Below are 21,551 nucleotides of genomic sequence, written 5' to 3'. Positions count from 1 at the left end.
ATAAAAAGTTCAATAAAAATCGAATTTTTGCTTTAGAAATGATTTTCTAGGATCGATTCAGCAAATGCAGTTTATGATATTTTAAAAATTGGCCATAAGCGGATAGTAATGCTATCGTAAATCCAGTTTTTCCATCTAAAATTCCTAATTTATAAATATATATTTCTAGAAATTTAATCACATAAGACCATTGAGCCTGGAAGAGGAATGATTTTTTTCCCTGGTCAAAATATTTTTTGGCAGCCATGGTGCTAAATCGATCCAATTGGTTGAGGTGATCTTGGGTTGTTTTGTAACTATAATGAAGGATGTTTCCCTTTAATAATTGAGTTGGTGTATGAGGATTATTGGGTAATACGGTCTCATGGAGTTTATCCAATGACCAATTGGCATGGATTCGATTCCATAAGCGTAATTTTTTATCAGGGTACCAACCACAATATTTAACCCAATGACCGCAATAAAATGTTTTTCTTTTAATTAAATACAATTCATCAAAACCATTGCGTTTTAAATTTTGTATTTCTGCAATGGCTTCTTCATCCAAACTTTCATCTGCATCAAGTGAAAGAATCATATCATGAGTTGCTAAATTTGCTGCATAACTTTTTTGCTGACCATACCCTTCGAAGGCATGAGTAAATACTTTAGCTCCGGCAGCTTCACAAAGTTCTCTGGTACGATCTGTACTGTATGAATCTACTACAATGATTTCATCTGCAATACGCTTTAGGGAATTAAGGCAAGAAGAGATATTTATTTCTTCATTGTAAGTAATAATAATAGCAGATAACGAATTCATGAATCATTTAAAATGGATGCTGCAAAGAAACGCATGATTTGTCAATTGATCACTATATCCTAAAGGTATTTAGTGTGTTGCTTTTTGTTAAAATAATTCTGTTTTGGACAGCTTTAGGAATTCACACAGTCCATTTATTGTTTCATCCATTTAAAGATAAATCTTTTCCCTTGATGATTCATTTCTAAGTAATACATGCCTGGATTTAAATTTTTGATATCGAATATCCATTGATCATCATTTTGGTGATGTGCTAAAGGAATATTAAGTCCATGAACATTGACACAATCTGTAAATAATGATTCATGTGGAAAATTCAAAGCTAAAAATTCTGAAGCAGGATTAGGATAAAGTAAATATTCTAAGTTGGGCACAATATTGGTATTGACTTTTATATCACAATAAACATTGAAGACATATAATTTAGGGGCTTTACCACCAATACTAACTTTAACATAATCTTGACCTTGATATCCTTTATTTGGAATATAAAGAACACCGGCGCCATCTGTGGGTTCTAGAATTATTTTGGCAAATCCATGAAGTGGGTTAGTTATGATTTGAGGCTGCCAGAATGCATTTAAGTTATTTATATAAATAGAATCCATGCAATCTACTTCGTGTGTTGTAAAATCCGGTGTACTTGAAGTGCACGATATATCAAAAATATAGATACCAGTATCGCAAGTGATTTGTGTGGCTTTGGCACAAAGCACCATAATGGTATCACTTCCGATCAGACAGGGCGGGGCGGTGTATTTCATGGTATTTTCAAAAGATTTATCGCCAATCAAAATAGCATGCCCAAGCTTAGGTCTTTGAATGATTTTGGGTGGATTCCAGCTGGGATATCCCAGTCCAGTGATGTTAATGGAATCACCACATGGGATAGATTTTACAATGGTAAATGTTTGGGCCATTAAACCATGCAACAAGAAAATACTGAGCAGGGTTAATTTTAATTTTATCATATAACAAATTTACACTTTAATGGACACTTTTGACTATCTAAATGGTTGGGTGCTTTATATACAAAATATTGGGAATCTAAGTTTTATTCATTTAATTTGAGAAAGATATCTTTTGTTGGATTTACGTATTTAAATTATTTTTCATATTTACATTATTCAATTTTTTTTTGACCCCTATATTTTTAAATTATTGATATGTTAAAAATGCTATGTGTTTTTTTTTATTTGTTTAATAAATATTAATTGTGCATCATTACACATTATCTTTTTTGATAAATTAAATATTTTTTAAATACTAAAAAAATTACATATAAAGTACCTGATATTTTTTTATCATTTATTGCTATTAATTTTGGAAAATACTTAATTACCTTTACATCAATAAGAACACCAATCCTCAATTTCTCATAGTCTTTTATATCACTTCCAACAAAGTAATTTATTGGAACAAACTAAATGTTTATGAAGAAAAATTGGACACTCATTGCTGGATTTCTGATTTTGGAATTCTTAAATTTTGAACAATCATTTTGTCAAACTACGATGCCTACTGAAGCTAAGGTTTTCAAGGCATTGGTTGATTGCGACAATCCACCGAATATTATTTGTGCACATGATTTTCATGGTTGTCCGGGAGGCCCTGAAGATCCAAATGCTACAGGTTATGCCAAGGCTTCACCAGGTGGACCAAATTGCTCAACACCTTTGGTCAGTTTTAGCGATAGAATAATTTCTACTGGACCTTGTGTAGGTCAAAAAACGATACAGCGAATCTGGGTAGCTGAGGATCCTGAAAAACCTAATTTAAGAAATTTCTGTATTCAATATTTATATTTTCAAGATAGTATTGCTCCTGTTTTTGCACATTGCCCAAAAGATACCGTAGTCAATTCGAATGAAAATTGTGTTGCATTGGTGAGATGGGAATCTCCTTTTGTTAGTGATGCTTGCGGCAAGGTTTGTGTAGAGAGTACATTGGCCAGTGGTAGTTCATTTACAGAAGGTAAACACATCGTAACATATACGGCAACGGATGCTTGTGGAAATAAATCCACATGCTCATTTTCAATAACTGTAGTTGCCACCTGTTGTACTGCACCACCAGTGATTCATTGTCCAAATGATTTTAACGGATGTCCACAAGGCACAGAGCCAGGTATTACCGGAAATGCAACTGCAAGTCCGGGAAGTCCATTTTGTGCAACACCTATTTTGACTTTTAGAGATTCAATTATTGAAGCAAGTGGCTGCACTTTGAAATTAATCAGAATATGGACTGCTACAGATCCTGATCATCCACTATTAAGGTCTACTTGTTTACAAAAAATAGATCAAAGTGATACTCAAAAACCATCTATAATTTGTCCGCCAAATCTAACCTTACAATCAGATCCGGATTGTAAAGCAGTTGCTACCTGGGTTGATCCTGTTGTATCGGATAATTGTAGCAATACTACCTTAGCTGGTTCACATGTTTCAGGCAATAGATTTAATTCAGGAATTACTACAGTTACTTATACTGCGACAGATGATTGTGGAAATTCGGCAAGTTGTAGTTTTACCATTACAGTTATTGCTAACTGTTGTAATAACAATCCAATTATAGTTTGTCCATCCGACTTCAATGGATGCCCGCAAGGAATAGAGCCGGCCATAACGGGTACTGCCATTGGTAAACCATTCCAAGCAGGATGCCCTGATCCGGTCATTTCTTTTACAGATCAAATCTTATATCAACAAGGATGTTCATTAAGAGTGGTGCGTACATGGGTAGCTCAAGATCCGACAAATATTAATTTAAGTACTTCATGTGCTCAAGTGATCGACCTTCACGATAATGAATCACCAAATATTATTTGCCCGGCTAATATTACAGTAGCATCTAATCTGAACTGTAAAGCAATAGTACAGTGGATTGAGCCAGCTACCTCTGATAATTGCAGTCGTGTGACAATGACCAGTTCAGTAATTTCAGGAAGTGAATTTAGTATTGGAACTACACCCGTGAATTATACAGCAACTGATGCTTGTGGAAATACTGCCACCTGTCGATTTAACATCACTGTTGATGATAGTTGTTGTAATAACAATCCAATTATAATATGTCCTCCGGATTTCAATGGATGTCCGCAAGGAATTGAACCGGCAATTACAGGCAATGCTATTGGAAAACCATATAGAGTGGGATGTCCAGAGCCAGTAATATCATTTACAGATCTAATTACATACCAACAAGGATGCTCGTTGCGAGTAGTGCGTACTTGGCTAGCTCAAGACCCAACAAATATTAATTTAAGTACTTCATGTGCTCAAGTGATCGACCTTCATGATAATGAATCACCAAATATTATTTGCCCTGCAAATATTACAGTAGCATCTAATCTGAACTGCAAAGCGATAGTACAATGGACGGAGCCAACTACTTCTGATAATTGCAGTCGTGTTACTTTAAGTGGTTCATTAATTTCTGGAAGTGAATTTAGTATTGGAACTTCAACAGTGGCTTATACAGCGTCAGATGCTTGTGGAAATACTGCTACCTGTCGATTTAACATCACTGTTGAAGATAGCTGTTGTAATCACAATCCAATTATAATATGTCCTGCGGATTTCAATGGATGTCCACAAGGAATTGAACCGGCTATTACAGGTAATGCCATTGGAAAGCCATATAGAGTGGGATGTCCAGAGCCAGTTGTATCATTTACAGATCTAATCACATACCAACAAGGATGCTCGTTGCGAGTAGTGCGTACTTGGCTAGCTCAAGACCCAACAAATATTAATTTAAGTGCTTCGTGTGATCAATTGATCGACCTTCATGATAATGAATCACCAAATATTATTTGCCCTGCAAATATTACTGTACAATCTAATTTGAATTGTAAAGCCATTGTGCAATGGACGGAGCCAACTACTTCTGATAACTGCAGTCGTGTTAATTTGACAAGTTCAATTCTTTCAGGAAGTGAATTGAATCTGGGTAATACCGATGTAATTTATACCGCAACTGATGCTTGCGGAAATACGGCTACTTGTCAATTTACTATTACCGTAGAGGAAAATTGTTGTAATCAAAATCCTACAATTGTGTGTCCGCCTGATTTCTTTGGATGTCCTCAAGGGATAGAACCTGCGATTACAGGATCCGCAACTTCGACCAGATTAAATCCAAATTGTCAACCAGCAATTATATCATTTAAGGATGAAATTATGTATCAGCAGGGTTGTTCATTGCGAGTGGAAAGAACATGGACCGCAGCAGATTCAATTCATCCTAATTTATTGGCTTCATGTGTTCAAACGATTGATTTAAAGGATATAGAATCACCAAATATTATTTGCCCTGCTAATATTACAGCTCAACCTGACCTGCAATGTAATGCGGTAGTCAGCTGGAATAATCCAGGCATTTCTGATAATTGTAGTAGGGTATCGTTAAATAGTAATCATGTGAACGGAGGTGTCTTTACTGTAGGTATTACAGATGTTATTTATACAGCAACTGATGCTTGTGGTAATTCTGCTACTTGTACATTTAGAGTTACGGTGACAGATGATTGTTGTAATAAACCACCTATAATTGTTTGTCCTAGAGATTATAATGGATGTCCTCAAAGTACTGATCCTTCCAATACAGGTATTGCAACTGGGCGAGCTGCCAAAGTAGGGTGCCCGGATCCAATTATTAGCTATACGGATGAAATTATTTATCAACAACCTTGCTCATTGCGTTTAGCTAGAACTTGGAGAGCTACAGATCCAAATGATGTCCAATTATTTGCTGTGTGTGCTCAAGTCATTGATATGTATGACAAAGACGGACCGAATATTACTTGCCCATCTGAGATTTTCGTTATGTCAGATTTAAATTGTTCTGCAAGAATATTTTGGAGTGAACCATTAGTAACGGACGAGTGTAGTATTTTTACGATCACCAGTACACATCAACCTGGAGATTCTTTTGGTTTAAATACAACCGTTGTAACTTATACTGCAACAGATGCATGCGGGAATTTAAGTTCTTGTAGTTTTAATGTGAATGTCATAGAAAATTGTTGTTATAAACCTCCAGTTATAACATGTGTACCGGATTATTTTTCATGTCCGGGTTCGACAGATCCAATCCGTACAGGAACTCCGTTAGTGACTAAAGGAAATAACGCTTGTGGAACGCCGCTGTTAACTTACCGGGATGATACATTGAAGATATCATCATGTATACTCATACTATCAAGAACTTGGATAGCACAAGATTCAGCCAATAGCAATTTATTTTCAACTTGTATTCAGAATATAGCATTGGTTGATACTGTCGCTCCGGTGATGACTAATTGCCCTGCGAATTTTACTATCAATCCAAATTATAATTGTGATGCATTTCCAATTTGGACACCACCTATTTTTATAGATCAATGCAGCAGTACTTCAATAACTACAAATCATGAAATCGGTAGTCCATTTAATATTGGAAGTACAGAAGTTATTTATACAGCGACAGATGCATGTGGAAATAGTTCTACCTGTTCGTTTGTGGTTACAGTGACGGATAGTTGTTGTAATAAGCCTCCAACTTTAGTTTGTCCAAACAATTACCAAGCATGTCCTAGTTTGTCCATTCAACCTGAAGCAACAGGTTTTGCAATTGCTGTACCTGGATCTGATTTTTGTGGTTCGCTTGTACTTAGTTATAGAGATAGTGTAATCACTACAGGGCCTTGTGCAGGAGCACTTAAAATAGCGAGAACATGGATTGCTAAAGATTCCATATTGTCTCAATTATCGAGTCAATGCAAACAAATTATTGAATTAAGTGATCAACAAGTGCCCAGGTTTACGAGTACTCCAAGAAATATTACAGTTGATGCCAATGGAAATTGTGAAGCAGTAGCACATTGGACCATTCCAGTGGCACTTGATAATTGTGGTATTGCATCACTAACTAGTAATTATAGTTCAGGATCCAGTTTTACAGCAGGAAATTGGAATATTATTTATACGGTAACGGATTATTGTGGTAATTCTGCGACTACTGGTTTTACAGTAAGTGTACAAAATACAGAAATTGGAATTTCATGTCCTAATGATACTGTAGTATACCGTCTTAATCCACAAATAAATGGTGCTGTTGTAGATTGGCAATATCCAAGTGTCAAACATTGTAATCCATGTATTGAAACATTACCAGGATTCATTTATATGGGCGAGCATAACGGGCACCGATATTTTTGTTCTAAGGGGCCTGAATCATGGGTCAATGCTCAAATTTTATGTGATATCAACGGAGGTAAATTGGCAGTTATAGAAGATGCTGATGAAAATCAATTTATCGCCAGTAAATTAAACGGTCAGACAGCATGGATAGGTGGTACGGATAGAAGAATTGAAGGTTTATTTGAATGGCATGATGGCACATTATTTAAATATCAAAACTGGATGCCTGGTCAACCGAATCATGTTCGTGCGAATGATGATTACATAGAACTATTTCCTGATGGTACTTGGAATGATCAGGATGGAAATGAATCTCGTGAATTTGTATGTGAAATTACTTGTTTTGATTTAAAACAAATTGCCGGACCAGCGAGAGGAACAGTGGTGCCATGTGGACATTCCACAATAACCTATGTTGCTTCAAAGGATGGTAAAAAAGATACCTGTAGTTTTGATATAAAAGTGGACTGTGATTCTATTACTAAGTACTGTAATGTTAAAGCAGAAAATAGTAAATTAATGTGGATCGATCGTTTGGTATTTGCAAATATTGATAATCGATCTGGAGACAATGGAGGGTATCATTATTTTAATACCCAATGCGGTGAATTGACATCAGGACAGAATTATAATCTTTGTGTAACACCTGGATTTTTAAATACCATTTATAATGTTTATTGGAAAATATGGATAGACTATAATGCAGATGGGTTCTTTAGCAATAATGAACAGATCGTATATGGATATGGTAACACAACGATGTGTGCTAATATACAAATGCCTCCAACATTTGCACCACATCTTGTGAGAATGCGAATAGCTATGTCATATGGTTCCTATCCAAAAGATGCATGCAGTAATATTTTGTTTGGAGAAATTGAAGATTATTGTATTTCATTAGATGGTGGAACTGAATTAAAAGTTGATGGATCATTCCATGAAGGTGCTGTAGCATTAAAATGTTTAGGTATTTGTGATCAGCCGGATGATATAGCAAACATTGACCTTTTTGATCCTCTTGAATTGATTTCAAGGCCTGTTGATGTTCGTGTAATTCCAAATCCAGCAAATGAAGAGATACAGATTAAAATAAGTAAAGGTCAATTTAGTACCATGTCTATTTTTAATTCGGATGGGAAGATGGTATTAAAGAAATTAAATGAACAAGAATTTATTGAACCAATCAATACCTATGATTGGAATAACGGAATGTATTTTTTATTGCTAGAAACAGAGCAAAAGGAACAAATCTTAAAGCGATTTGTGATACAACATTGAAATCATTTTAAATAGATATGAAAAGCAAGACCACTCCATTTGGAGTGGTTTTTTTTATATAACAAAAATTACCAGAATGAAAAAAAAGTCTCAGTATTTCGGCATTTTAGCGTTCTTTTCAATGCGCTTATTGAGGCCAATTCAAAGTAAAAAAATGCTTGCTGAATTAATACAAGAATACCTAAATTCTTATCATGAAAATTAGAAAAAAATACATAACAATTATTCATCATTTGAGATCATTATTCATTCATATTAATGATTTATATAAAGGATAAAAATTACAATTATAGTATACTATATAATTTTTTTTATTCATATAACATTTTTAAAAAAAAATCATACAATAGTTGTAATTTTCGAACTGGAATTGAAACTTCCACCCATTTAATCAAGCAAAATATAGTTTTAAAATGAAAGTTAAATTAGCATTAACCGGCCTGTTATTCTGTTGCTTACTTTTTGTTATACTTCAAGCTAGACAAGAATTTTTTGAATTACCTGTAGGTAGTCAGTCTAGAATCCAAAAAGTATTTTCCGCTGCAACTTTAGATTTGAACAGTTCCAAGCAACATTTCCAAGCAGCCCCAGGGAATGAGATCGATTTTATAAATCCTGTATTACCAAAGGTCGTTGCATGTGGCGAGACTGCGTTGGCGGTGATCGATGTTGTAAAATTAAATACTGGAAAAACCAGTTCAAGTATGCAGCTATCCATTGCATTAGATAAAGGATTAAGGTTTTCAGGCCAATTTTTTGCTGTAGGGTGTACTGGCATTCAATCCAATGTAAAATTCAGAAATGATCTTTCAACAGCACAAAATATTGTATTCGACTTTCCTGATATGCAAACAGGTGTTTGTTCTATGATCAAATTTAGTTTTGGGCTCAAGGTAGATTGTGAAGTCATTCAAATAATAAATACCAACCCTAATGAAGTTTTCAATTGGTCATACAAAATGAATTACACCGGTGGATTCGATACTAAGGAAGAAAGTCCAATACCTATCAATAAACCTAAACTTACCATAACTGATCCTGGTTCCGCAATAGCATCGCCGGGTTCTATATTGACAAGAAGTTTTACCATTTGTCAAACGGGCGTGGATGCCTATTTATTAGATTCTCTTATCATTAATGATTTTGGCGCTTCTGATATCAATATTAAAGGAGTAAAAATTAATGGAGGAGTAGAAAAAAGTCAATATGTTTCCGGCTTACCCGGAAATCAAACCATTACGATTCCTGCATCTGAATTTGTCAATGCAACACTTTCTGGAACGAATAATTTAGGAAATGCAAATACTAAATTTGATGGACCTGAGGGAGGTAATCCTAATTCAAAGGCGGAGTGTTTAGTTATAACAGAGGTGATTGAAATTAATGGTTGCAAGAGCAATAGTTTATCATCTCAGGTTGTAGCAGGTTGGGGATGTGGTGGTAACATTTGTCAATATTCTGATCCGGTAAATCCTAATATCTCCATAGAAATTTCTGGAGGACCTAAATTAACTATTTCAGAAGAGGTTGGATCTGAATTGTGCTTAGGTAGAAGTTACCAACATTCAGTAACCGTACAAAATGAAGGAACCAGTATTGCGACCAATATAGATTTTGATGTCTACTTATGGTCGAATACCATAGATCAATTAGCTGATTGTAATGGTGGATCTTTAGATTCTAACGCATTCCAAATAAGTATTAATAATGGAGGTTTTCAATCCATTAAACCGATAAAAGTCCAAACCAAAAATTGTAATGGATTTCTTTCTTGTTATACCCAAGATATTGTATTGGGATCAACATTAAGGTTGCCGGAGATGAGACCCAATGATCGTATAGAAATCAGGTACACCAAAAAATTATGTTGCCCTTCCTCAACCGGATATTATAATGCAAGTGGAGATGCTATAAAGGCTGATTATATGGACCGTTGTGGCAATCTAAATAATATTTTACCTACTCTGGTAACTGATCAAATATTTTTTACTAAAGGAGAAATTTCAAATGAAACACCTGGAGCTTTTCGGGATGGAGTCTTTTCAGAATTAACACTCATTTATAGAGAATTAATTATCAGTAATTATAATGCGAATTCTTTGATTGAATTGGAGATCACTTTACCTCCAGGATTTAGTTGGTCTGGAAATATTTCTGATATCATGTGGACTGATGCTGCAAGAAGAGTTTGGCAAACAAAATCATTGAACTTCAATAATGGTGTCATTAGAGCGCGATTCAATGTTCAAGAATTACAAACGATGCTGTTTTCAAAAGTTAATTCAGAAATCAAATTGAAGAATTTAGTATTGGATTGTAATCAATTGGGCTCAGCAAATCCATTGTTTACTGAATTTGGAGTTGAAGTTAAATTTTTTCCTGATCCGAATAATTGTGATTGTGAAATTCCATTAGCATCGAATAAAGTGATCAATGAAATATTCTGCCCTATTATTAATAATGACCAATGTAGAGGAGTATTTTTCTATGATTTTGATGTTAAAAGGACTACCTATGGATTGCAGGATAGTAATGATGATGAACTTCCGGATAATAATAATATTGCAGATCCAAATATCGACCCAATAAAAACCATTCGCGCAATGGCAGGTGATGAAATTACAGCTCGTTATAGTGGTGTAATAGAGGATACTGTAGATGTATTTCCAATGCATCAATATTTATATGCCGAAAGTAATTTTCCAAGTGCTTCTGAAATGATAGTTGCTAATGCATCTGCTGAAATTTATGATGCAAGTCGTAATGTTGTTATCCATTGTCAGGATATTAAATCAGAATATTTGGGAAATGATGTATGGAAATTTGATTTAAGTAGACCAGCCATTTTAGCTGCGGGTTGTGCAGATCCCAATTTAGCCGGCTTTGGTGGTTATGAAAAAAATGATACCGTTAAATTAAAAGTGATTTACAGAATCAATAAAAATATTCCGAACGTAGTAGTCGAAAATTTAATGTTAAACCGATTATACGTTTCGAGTATTCCGGATCCCATAAATGATATTGACAAGAAACAATGTTATAATAGATTTGGAAGATTTATTTACATTGGTTATTATTTAACTAATAATGGTATACCGGCTGTATTCGAAGGTTGTGAGAATGATTTCGTTGCTGTGAATTTCGAATATCACAATATTCCCACAAGTACATCTACAGGTTCTAATTTATTTCCATTTGAATATCGTCCTCAAATAGTATTGGATCAAATGGAAGTTAAGTTACCTGCGGGATATTCGTATGTAAGTTCAGAAGCAGTTCTTTCTGTGGGGAGGGGTTCCGGAATTCCTGTTAACCTTAGAGCAAATGTAGCTCCTGTTAATCCGAATGTTTCAAATCTGGTTTTTGATTTAAGACCATTATTTAAATCAAATAATCCAAATGGTCCATGGGATGATCCTGATGATGCATTTATTGTTGAAATTCGGGTATTTATTAATCCGGATTGTCAAGTCCCTAAGATATCAAAATTCTCTGGTCGAACGATTGCTAGTCGAAGAGGATTTTTACTCAACATTCCGGCCAATGGAAATAATACGGAACCTATCGATAATGAAGACCAAGTGTTGGATCCTTCAAACACCGCATTCAATTTGACTTTTGTAAGGCCTCACCTTGCTTTGCAATCGAGTAACCAAACCGTTAATGGGATAACTTCTAATTTTAATTGGCCTTTAAATATATATAATACTGCAGCTAATACTCAAGCTAGAAATGTTTGGTTGTATTTTAAGAATCCATCTGGACAAATTGCTATTAATGAATTAAAAATTGGAAATACAAAAATCAATGCATCAGCAGGTGGCTTTTTCCAATTGGGAAATTTAACTTCTCAAGGTGGACAATTAAATTTGGAAATTAATGGAAGCAGTAATTTCTTATGTAATTTAGATAGTGTTATTGTTTATGCCGGTTGGAATTGTGTAGGTTATCCAACACAATTTGAAGCAGATCTCTGTGATAAAGCTGAATATACCTTGTACATAAAACCCTTTAGTACAAACATGAGTATAACCAGTCTATTGCCCATTGAAAATGCATCTAAAATTTACAAATTATGTGAAAACATTGAATTTGTTGTACAAGTTGATAATATTGGTCAATCCAATGCTTCAAACATTGATTTTGACTTTATAGCTCCACCGGGATTCGAATACATACCGGATAGTACTTATATTGAATATCGGATAAAATCTGTAATTCCACCTAGCCCTAATGTTAGAAGTGGAAATTGGAGAAAAATTGGCAACCCTGTCATTGTAGGAAATGATCCTTTGGGTGTTATCCATAGATTTGACATAACTAAACAGTGGAACGCTGCTACAGGACAAAACACACTTGGTGGTGTTAATGGTTCGCTGCCATATACGGTAATTAATCCGGACTCTAGTAAATTCTATATTCGGTTTATGGCCAAAGCAAGATGTGGTTTTAATCCTGGAACACGAATACCATATCGGGTTTCAGCTCAATCAACTTGTCAATTGGGATCCAATCAAAAAGAAATTTCAATTACTGAATTTTCTGTTCCTATTAACAGTACAAATCTTAAAGATCCAAATTATTCCAACATTACCTGTCCACCCAACATTACGATTGCATCAGGACCTGATTGCAGTGTTAATGTCAATTGGATTGAACCTGCACCAAAAGATTTATGTAATCCAGTAACCGTTAAAGGAACGCATAAGCCTGGTGATCGATTTAATATAGGAACAACTACCGTTAGTTATACGGGTACCGATGCATGTGGTAATCAAAATACATGTAGTTTCACCATCACAGTGACAGAGAATTGTTGTAACAACAAACCTATCATAACATGCCCTGCAAATATTTCGGGATGTCCAGGAGGATCTATTCATCCTGATATTACAGGATACGCAACGGCAAGACCGCTCATTTCAACTTGTCTTCCTCCGATTATGACTTATACAGATAAAACGATTTATGCGGGACCTTGTAAAGGTGCTATAAAAATTGAAAGAACATGGAGAGCAGCAGTTCCTGGTATACCTACTACATTTAGTGAGTGTATCCAAACGATAGAATATAAAGATGACATAGCCCCTGTATTTACTAGTATTCCGAAGAACATTACCATTCAGGTTTTTGGTGCTTGTGATGGAATTGCAACTTGGGTAGATCCCATTGCGACTGATAAATGTGGTGGTGTTACGATTACAAGTAATAGATCATCAGGAAGTAAGTTTTTAGTAGGTGTAACTAAAGTTGTATTTACTGCGACAGATTTATGTGGTAATACAAGTACTGCTAGTATGTTAGTAAATGTAGATGGAAATGAAATAGAAGTATTTTGTCCAAACGATACAACAGTATTTAGAACAAATGTTTATTTGAATGGAACTTATTATACTTGGCCTTTGCCAACAGTGAAGTATTGTACTCCTTGTATTGATAGTATGGCTGGATTTATTTATATGGGCGAATACAATGGTCATCGATATTTTTGTTCAAAGGCGGCAGAGACATGGAATACTGCAAAATTAATTTGTGAATTAAATGGTGGAAAATTGGCGATCATGAATGACGCACAAGAAAATCAATTTCTATCAAAAAAATTAATGGGACAAACAGCTTGGATCGGTGGCACAGATGCTAGAATTGAAGGTGTGTTTGAATGGCATGATCGTACACCTTTCGTGTACACCAATTGGAAAAAAGGAGAGCCTAATAAATTAACTTCTAATGATGATTATATTGAAATGTTTCCTGATGGAACATGGAATGATCAGGATGGAAAAGTATCACGGGAATTTGTTTGCGAATTTACTTGTTTCGATTTAACTCAAATAGCAGGGCCAAAAAGAGGAACATTAATTCCTTGTGGAAATTCTATTATAAAATATGAAGCACTTAAAAATGGAAAACGGGATACCTGTGAATTTAATGTAAATATAGATTGCGATTCGATCAGTAAGTATTGCAACACAAGAGCAGAAAACAGTCAATTGATGTGGATCCAAAATGTAACTATAGCAAATATTAATAATACTTCAGGGGATAACAATGGCTACAAATATTTTAATACGAATTGTGGGCAATTGTCCAATGGACAAAAAACATCTATATGGCTGACTCCGGGTTTTAAAGCAACTACCTACAATGTATATTGGAAGGCATGGATCGATTATAATGCGGATGGATTTTTTAGTAATAATGAACTCATCATAACAGGATCAGGAAAAAATACGATAAACGCAAATGTAACTGTACCAAATAAATTACTCCCAAGACTGGTAAGAATGAGAGTCATGATGTCATACGGAACTTACCCAGCTGGTGAATGTAGTAAAATATTATATGGTGAAGTTGAAGATTATTGTATTTCAATTAATGGTGGAACCAGTTTCAGTAATTTCTTGAATGAGGAATTGGAATCATTTTTAACTCCAAATGATAACAAGGAAATTGAAATTAAAGAAGACTATTCGATAGGTACAGAATTACAAACGTATCGACCAATCAATCCGCTATTTTTGGTGGATATATTGCCAAATCCTGCAAATAATGAAATTACATTACATGTTAATCAGGGTGATATACAATCTGTATTTATTTATGATATCTATGGAAATGAAGTCATTAAAATGCAAGACCAGCAACATGTTACCTATTTGTTTGATGTTTCTAATTGGAATAATGGAGTCTATGTATTCGTCATGAGAAATACCAAGGGAGAGCAGTTGGTCAAGAGAATAGTGGTTCAGCACTAAGAATAAATTAGGAGCGTCAATACAAGTAAATGATATTTTGATTTACTTGTATTGATTCTATTTTTTATAAAATTATTGAATGTACTTAATGCGAGGCAGTATTATTTTTATTGCAACTTAAGGGTATATTATATTAGAGTAGATTATTTGTGGGTCTGATCAGACAAGTACAAAAAAGCATGATGTGAATTAGGCTTCGATTAGAAAATCTCATGCAAGAAATGGGTTTATTGTAGTTTGATGTTATGAGTTTTAAATAACGTAAACTAATCTTGCTGCCAATGTCCAATTTAGTCCTTCAATTCTAATAGGTAAAGAGGCTTTAAGGTTGAGCCCAATATTTTTTGTAAAATTATAGATTGTTCCGGCCTGTAATAAAATAGCTTGCTTATTTTCATAGCTGATAAGATCATTGACATTTACTTTGTCATTGTTTTCAATATTATAATTAAGTAAACGTGTATAGGCTATACCTATATTTAAATTCCAGTCGTAAAATTTGTTCCTTTGAAATACACCAATAAGCCAGTCGAAATGAATGGGCACTTCAATATGATTTAACCATATTTGTCCATATTGAAGTGCAGGATAAGACTTTGGTAAAATATATTCTCCATTTTGGCTAAATAAAATTTCCATTCCTAATTGTGTGTGTTTTGAAAGTCTTGCTGTGCCTATTAACCCAGCATTAAGTCCAAGGTAATCAGTAATTTCATCACCCTCCAATTCAGAAAAATTCAAACCAGCAACAACCCCAGTTTTAAATCTTGATGATTGAGCAAAACAATCGCAAGAATACAAACCTATAAATATGAAGCTTATTAATAATAATTTTGTTTGACTTTTCATGTGTTTGCCATTTATAATGAATAGAAAAACGGATCTAAAGTTTAAATATTGTAATTCAATTAAATTTTGATGCTTATATTGTTATTTTTTAAATATATCCTAACACGATAGATCATTTATTATTGTTCTGAAGTATGGTGTTTTGAAATGTATATATTGTAAAATCTATCTTAGATAATTTATTGTTATTGGGGTAATTCATAACATTTTCTGTGAGTTCAATTTATTGTTTCAAAAAATTCATTACTATTAAATGTTTTTCATCATGCTGTAAAAGGCAATTTGATCAATATCACTTTAGTATTATCTCATGTTAGGAAATCAAATTTTTATGTATGAAATTTCAATATTTTATTCTTTGGTTTTAATTCCATTATTTATGCATTGTTATTTATAAATTCAATTCAGCCAAATCATTATTTGTAAGATTAGGAGATGGAAATCAGGAATTTATTATATTTGTAATCAAACGTATAGACCATGCCAGATATTCATGCTGTAATTTCCGATGCCGACCGATATAATATTGTTGTAACAATAGTTGTCCGCGACCCGGAAGGCGTGCGGAAAGTCCGATTAATAGACCGTTTCGGAGTCGATATAGGTTCCAGAGATGGAGATTGTACAGATACTTTGATTTATGTTACAGATGCAATTCCTCGCGGAAGATGTCCTTTTCAAGTAGAAGTAACAACTTGTAATTCTGGGATGGTAACCATATCCAACCCCTATTTTTCACCAGAACCTGGTGCATCATCTCCAATGCCATGCAGTCCTGTCATGTGTGAAGAGCGATCAACGTGCAGAGACAAACAGAATGAATTAATCAGACAACGGAACTTAATATTACTAATGTGTGAAAGAGTAAATCGATATCGGTCCAAAATTAGAGAATTGCTTACTTTGATGCTTACTTTTTATACCATTGCATTTGTATTAGCTGCTGCAGCGATTGCAGTTGCATTTATTCCATATGTGGGGCCAATTATTGCTGCTGGATTAGCTGCATTGGCAGCAGTTGCATTGGGTTTAGCCATCTTCTTCAATTATCATTTAAATAATGTTCGAAAATTCCTTGATGAACAACTCCGCGAAATGGATGAAGCAAAAATTAGATTTACAGATATAGTAGACGAAATTATTGCAAATTGTTGTTCTGGATGCATTGATGTGGATTTGGAACTTCCCAGGTGTCCTTCGAGTTAAAGTTTTTACTTAATAATCTTGGAGCATTGGATTTGTTAAAATTTAATGTTTTATTAATGATTCAAATAAATTCAATAATCTGGAATTGTATGCATTTGGTGTCAATGGTTGAATTGATGATTACATTCAACAATCTTTAGGCTTTGTGGTATCCTTGTTTGAGATTATAGATCAAAGGAAATGATTATTGGTGTGTGATCACTATGTTGAATCCAATTTTCGAAAGATCCAATTTGAATATTTGTGACTTTGTCGTAAAGATCTTTTGATGCAAAGCAATAGTCCAGATGATATGGTTTATTTTTGTTGCGTTGTAAGAAAAAGGTAGGATGATCTTCCTTTCCTTGTACTTGATTAAAGTATCTATGGTATGCACTATAAATATTTTTGAGTGCTAGTTTATCAACAACAGCAGAATGGTTAGCCATTCTATTTTTTCTATCCCAAATGGTATTGCTGTTGAAATCACCCGTTAATATGGTTCGTCCGTTATTTAAAAGATGGTCGTATTGATGAATGGCTTTCCATACCTGCTCAACGTATTGTCCATCTGGATCATTGGGATTGTGAGCCCAAATGGCAAACAGTGTAAAATTAATGCGTTCTCCTATAACGGAAATGGGTGAAATGATTTTAATCTCCGGATTGTGATCGTCTAATAATTCTAATTTGTAATCACCGTATGAAAAAACTCCAAGGCCTTTATGTTTGTTGTTACCAAACCATAGATAGTCCTTTGGTTTTGGAGTTGATGAATTGAAAATCAATAGATCTGGATGTTCACATTCCTGGACAACCAGTAGATCTGGTAGTTGAAGTAATATGGTATCGGCTTTTTTTCTAAATGCTCCTTGGCAATTCCAGCTAATTAGTTTCATTTTGAGAAAATGGATTTGATGTGTGGCTCATTCAATGATTTCAAACTTTGGTATCAATTTATTATATTGTATGATTAGTTGTTTTCAAATTTTAATTTTGCTTCTTTCCAGCTTATCAAGTCCTCAGTATGAATTCGTAGAGAATGAATGTTTGATGAAAATGTTTTGGATTGTTTCATTGCTTCTAAATGGGTTCCGTTTTGATAAAATTCATTGATCTCATATACATTTTCCCATAAAGTCATAGTGTACCAAATTTTCAAATTCCAATTGGGTGTCAATTTATATTTTATGCACTTTGATTGTTTCAGCTCTTTAATTATTTGGCCATTAAATTTTAGAAATGCAAGCAATTTAGAATAGGAGTTGAGTTCAATTTTTGTTATAGATACGATCATTGGGTATATTTGATGGGACTTTGATTTATATAATAACCAAAAACTAGTTGAAAAGTTAATATCAAAACTAAACGTATTCCATTATACTATAATTTTGTTGAAGTGATTTGTGCCAATGAAATTTTAGTATTGATATAGGCGAATCATTGAAGTCAATTTCAACAATATCCCAGAATTAATTCGAGAAATCCGAAAATTGTTACCTATATAATTGGAAGGTCTTTCATAATTTATTTCTAACTTAGTGTTATGTTTAAGAGTATAATGCTCTTTAAAGACCAAAAGAGTATTTTGATTTTGAAATATACATTTTTTATCATATTACGCATTAGAATCTTTAATCCGATTGAGAATATCGATTGTTGTCTCATATTTTCCAATTTTACTTTCAATTGTAAATAAATAATTTGAGTGAATATCTTCGAATTTATTGTAATCAAAGTTATCTAATGATTTTGCATTACTTAAATGAAATTCTATGTTAGCGCTTAATTGATTCATGATGCCAATTGTACTTTTACTTTCAGTTGTGAATATTTGTATTCCAGTGTTTAAATCGAATTTGTCAAATAGAAATTCAAAATTATGTCTAGTCAAATATTTTTTTAATCTGTCCGGTAATTGTTTAATTGCAAGATTTAAAGATTTGGTTGGACAAATTATGGAAATCTTTGCATTATTATGAAAAAACAACACTACTAACCTTCCAAAATGGCCAGTTTTTACAGTTTTTGCATACCAATCTCCAGGTAAAATATCATTAGAAGCATCATTAAACTTTACAGGTTTAATACCAGAAATATTTAATAATTTTTTTGTGGCTCTAATAGTCATATTAAATAATTTAATTTTTATTTCTTTTTGTATCTAGAATGTTAATTATTCTATCAAAATAATCTTTGAATGACTCTGTTTTACTTTTAGGATGATTTTTTATTGAAGATTCAAATTCATTTATCAAATTGGTATAAAGCTTAAATTGTTCTTCCAAAATGGATTCGTCTTCTGATTCCCAATAATAACCTTCATCTGAAAGATGAAATTCTTGAAAATAGATTTTATTTAAATATTTGAATAGATGTATAATTATTTTGTGAATGGTACTTCCGGCAAATTGAGTTTTGGTACTCAACATGTATAGATATTGTTTATCTTTTTCCATATCTGAATGACCAAAACATTTTAATCCAAAGCCACTACACATTTTACCATTAGATAAAAAAGTCAAGGAAATAGTTTCGCAATCCGGTGGAGTTAATGAAATGCCATATAGCTGTCCATCATACGCTTCTATTCCAAAAGTACTTTCTGGAAAATGTATGTTGTGAATAAAATATTTCCATTCATAGATTTGAGCAATGTCTTTCACTTCTTCAATCATTCTTTCTAATGAGGCTTCTTGTTTGAAACTACCACTATAGTGTATACTTAATCCCATGTTTTAATTTAATTAAAAATTGAATCATTTTTTGCCAAAAGGAGATTCATTGAATTGTACGTTTTCCAATTCAAATACTTCACTTTTCATGTTATATTTATAGTTAATATTATAGTCATATTGGTGGTCAAATCCATTGGAAAAAACTACAAAAATAAATTCTGCTTTTTCTCTATCAACCCAACCCATTATGTTAATATATATCCTTGACTTTCGCGATTTTTGTGATATCTCCGCAAGCTTAGGAGTAATAAGAACGATTTGTGTATTTTCAATTTTTTCAGGTAGATCAATATCTGGGAAGTCTTCAGGTTGATCCATTTTTCGATTTGCTATGAATAGAGTATCAAAAATGGTCGTGTTTTTTTTATTTGCAACTTTAATAAAATCTGCAATGGCTTGGATATAAATATTTGATAAGACAAGTTTATTTGTATGGGATTTATTCGTTTGTGCGCAAGCAGAATGTAAAACTATTAAATTAAATAGGAATAACCTGAACATGATATGGTGAGTATATTTTTATTGTTATCAGTTAAATAGAATATTAAGATTTTTTTTTTGCCATTCTTCAAATCAATCAAATTAGGACCATAAAGACTATTTGATTATCATATTAATTGATCTGACAACACAAATCTAGTAAAATGGGGGCAAATTTCATATTTTCTTAATTCAGTATTTAAGTGTTTTACTTTTATGAGTAAATTACTAAAAAAATTTGAAATTGTTGTCAATATGTCCAATCAATCAGAGTCTCTAAATATAGTATTAATGATTCAGCTAATGGGCTAATGGACATGTTAACAAATCTGGTTTCATAATGTAATTCATTGGCTTTTATTACACTCTTGCTTCCTAGCTTTATAAGTCGATGTAATCGTTTGGCATTTCGATAATCTTGTAAAGCAACGGCGTCACCAAATGCAAAGGCATTTGCAGGTATACTATATCCTAGGAATATGGGTCCACTGTCTAAATCACCTTCAGTCGTTTCATTATTATTATATCGCTCCTTAAAACAACTAATAAATATCAATTGAGTACTGAATTTATTTTTATAATGTTCATAAAGTTCTCTTGCAAATTTCTTGTCAAAATAATTTATAAATAATATGCTCCAACCTATCATGCTGCCACGTGCCTCTTCAAGTTGCATGCCATTATCTATATTAACCATAGAACATAACAAACCGGTATGATGTTCTATCCAGTTAATTTTTGCATACTTAACCCAATCCTCAAATATGTTATCATAGCTAATTCCACTATTCAGACTGTGTATCTTAAGTGATGCTAAAGCGGTGGTGTTATCTGGAATCCATATCAATTCCGAATAAGATTCTAGACATTTAAATTTTGCAGATAAAAAACGTCTTTGTAAATTACTTGACAAACTATCATTTAATGAATTGTATTTGGAATTCTTTGATAATATGCGATAACAACCAAGCATCATATTCAAGTGGCCATAATAGAGAACAGAACCGTTTGTATCTAATTTTGGAAAGAATGGATGATCTCCTGAAAAATAGCATTTATAAACAGTATCAGTTATTGCCTTTTGAATAGCTAAATCAATCAATTCAATCGATTGTTGCTTGAAAGTTGGATCTAAAAATGAAATATTAGTCAAAGCAAAACTGGCAAATGAAAAGGTAAATAAATTCCATTCAGAATTTTGTTTTTCTATTTTTGGAATGTCTATATTTGTTAAAAAAGGTTGATTTATTACCTTAGACAAATAATTTATTTTTAATTG

12 protein-coding genes are annotated in these 21,551 nt (G+C 33.2%); 3 read left to right on the top strand and 9 right to left on the bottom strand.

All coding sequences use genetic code 11. The features are described 5' to 3' along the window. Window positions 1–46: 46 nt before the first annotated feature. Window positions 47–802 carry a glycosyltransferase family 2 protein gene (locus tag IPK88_03125; GenBank protein ID MBK8242394.1) on the bottom strand — a complete coding sequence of 252 codons (756 nt, stop codon included), beginning with the start codon at window positions 800–802 and terminating at the stop codon, window positions 47–49. 134 nt (window positions 803–936) lie between these two features. After that, a complete protein-coding gene (locus IPK88_03120) occupies window positions 937–1,773 on the bottom strand; it encodes a T9SS type A sorting domain-containing protein (protein MBK8242393.1) in 837 nt (278 codons plus the stop codon). Window positions 1,774–2,235: 462 nt separating this feature from the next. Between IPK88_03120 and IPK88_03115 the strand changes: the two genes are divergently transcribed. Beyond that, window positions 2,236–8,265, top strand: a complete 6,030-nt coding sequence (locus IPK88_03115) for an HYR domain-containing protein (GenBank protein ID MBK8242392.1) — start codon at window positions 2,236–2,238, stop codon at window positions 8,263–8,265. Between the two features lie 413 nt (window positions 8,266–8,678). Then, window positions 8,679–15,020 (top strand): HYR domain-containing protein, encoded by a 6,342-nt coding sequence (locus tag IPK88_03110; protein ID MBK8242391.1) that lies wholly within the window; start codon window positions 8,679–8,681, stop codon window positions 15,018–15,020. A gap of 252 nt (window positions 15,021–15,272) precedes the next feature. Here IPK88_03110 and IPK88_03105 read toward each other — a convergent pair whose 3' ends face one another. Then, window positions 15,273–15,869: an outer membrane beta-barrel protein gene (locus tag IPK88_03105; GenBank protein ID MBK8242390.1), complete on the bottom strand. Its 597-nt coding sequence runs from the start codon at window positions 15,867–15,869 to the stop codon at window positions 15,273–15,275. A gap of 480 nt (window positions 15,870–16,349) precedes the next feature. Here IPK88_03105 and IPK88_03100 point away from each other — a divergent pair, with 480 nt between their 5' ends. Next, on the top strand, window positions 16,350–17,075 hold the full coding sequence (locus tag IPK88_03100; protein MBK8242389.1) for a hypothetical protein: 726 nt from the start codon (window positions 16,350–16,352) through the stop codon (window positions 17,073–17,075). Window positions 17,076–17,239: 164 nt separating this feature from the next. Here IPK88_03100 and IPK88_03095 read toward each other — a convergent pair whose 3' ends face one another. The 6 genes from IPK88_03095 to IPK88_03070 form a co-directional block, all read right to left on the bottom strand. Further along, window positions 17,240–17,953: an endonuclease/exonuclease/phosphatase family protein gene (locus tag IPK88_03095; protein MBK8242388.1), complete on the bottom strand. Its 714-nt coding sequence runs from the start codon at window positions 17,951–17,953 to the stop codon at window positions 17,240–17,242. A gap of 74 nt (window positions 17,954–18,027) precedes the next feature. Then, window positions 18,028–18,351 (bottom strand): hypothetical protein, encoded by a 324-nt coding sequence (locus IPK88_03090; protein MBK8242387.1) that lies wholly within the window; start codon window positions 18,349–18,351, stop codon window positions 18,028–18,030. 321 nt (window positions 18,352–18,672) lie between these two features. Further along, window positions 18,673–19,185, bottom strand: coding sequence for a hypothetical protein (locus IPK88_03085; GenBank protein ID MBK8242386.1), 513 nt, complete (start codon window positions 19,183–19,185; stop codon window positions 18,673–18,675). A 10-nt stretch (window positions 19,186–19,195) separates the two neighbouring features. Next, entirely contained in the window at window positions 19,196–19,789 is a 594-nt protein-coding gene (locus IPK88_03080; GenBank protein ID MBK8242385.1) for a hypothetical protein, read from the bottom strand. A gap of 24 nt (window positions 19,790–19,813) precedes the next feature. After that, entirely contained in the window at window positions 19,814–20,293 is a 480-nt protein-coding gene (locus IPK88_03075; protein ID MBK8242384.1) for a hypothetical protein, read from the bottom strand. 229 nt (window positions 20,294–20,522) lie between these two features. After that, window positions 20,523–20,921, bottom strand: coding sequence for a hypothetical protein (locus tag IPK88_03070; GenBank protein MBK8242383.1), 399 nt, complete (start codon window positions 20,919–20,921; stop codon window positions 20,523–20,525). Window positions 20,922–21,551: the final 630 nt, after the last annotated feature.

The sequence above is a fragment of the Candidatus Defluviibacterium haderslevense genome (assembly GCA_016712225.1).
Classification (GTDB): Bacteria; Bacteroidota; Bacteroidia; order Chitinophagales; family Saprospiraceae; genus Vicinibacter; species Vicinibacter haderslevensis.
Note: the sequence above shows the minus strand (reverse complement) of the source record. Positions and strands in the feature narration are given on the sequence as shown.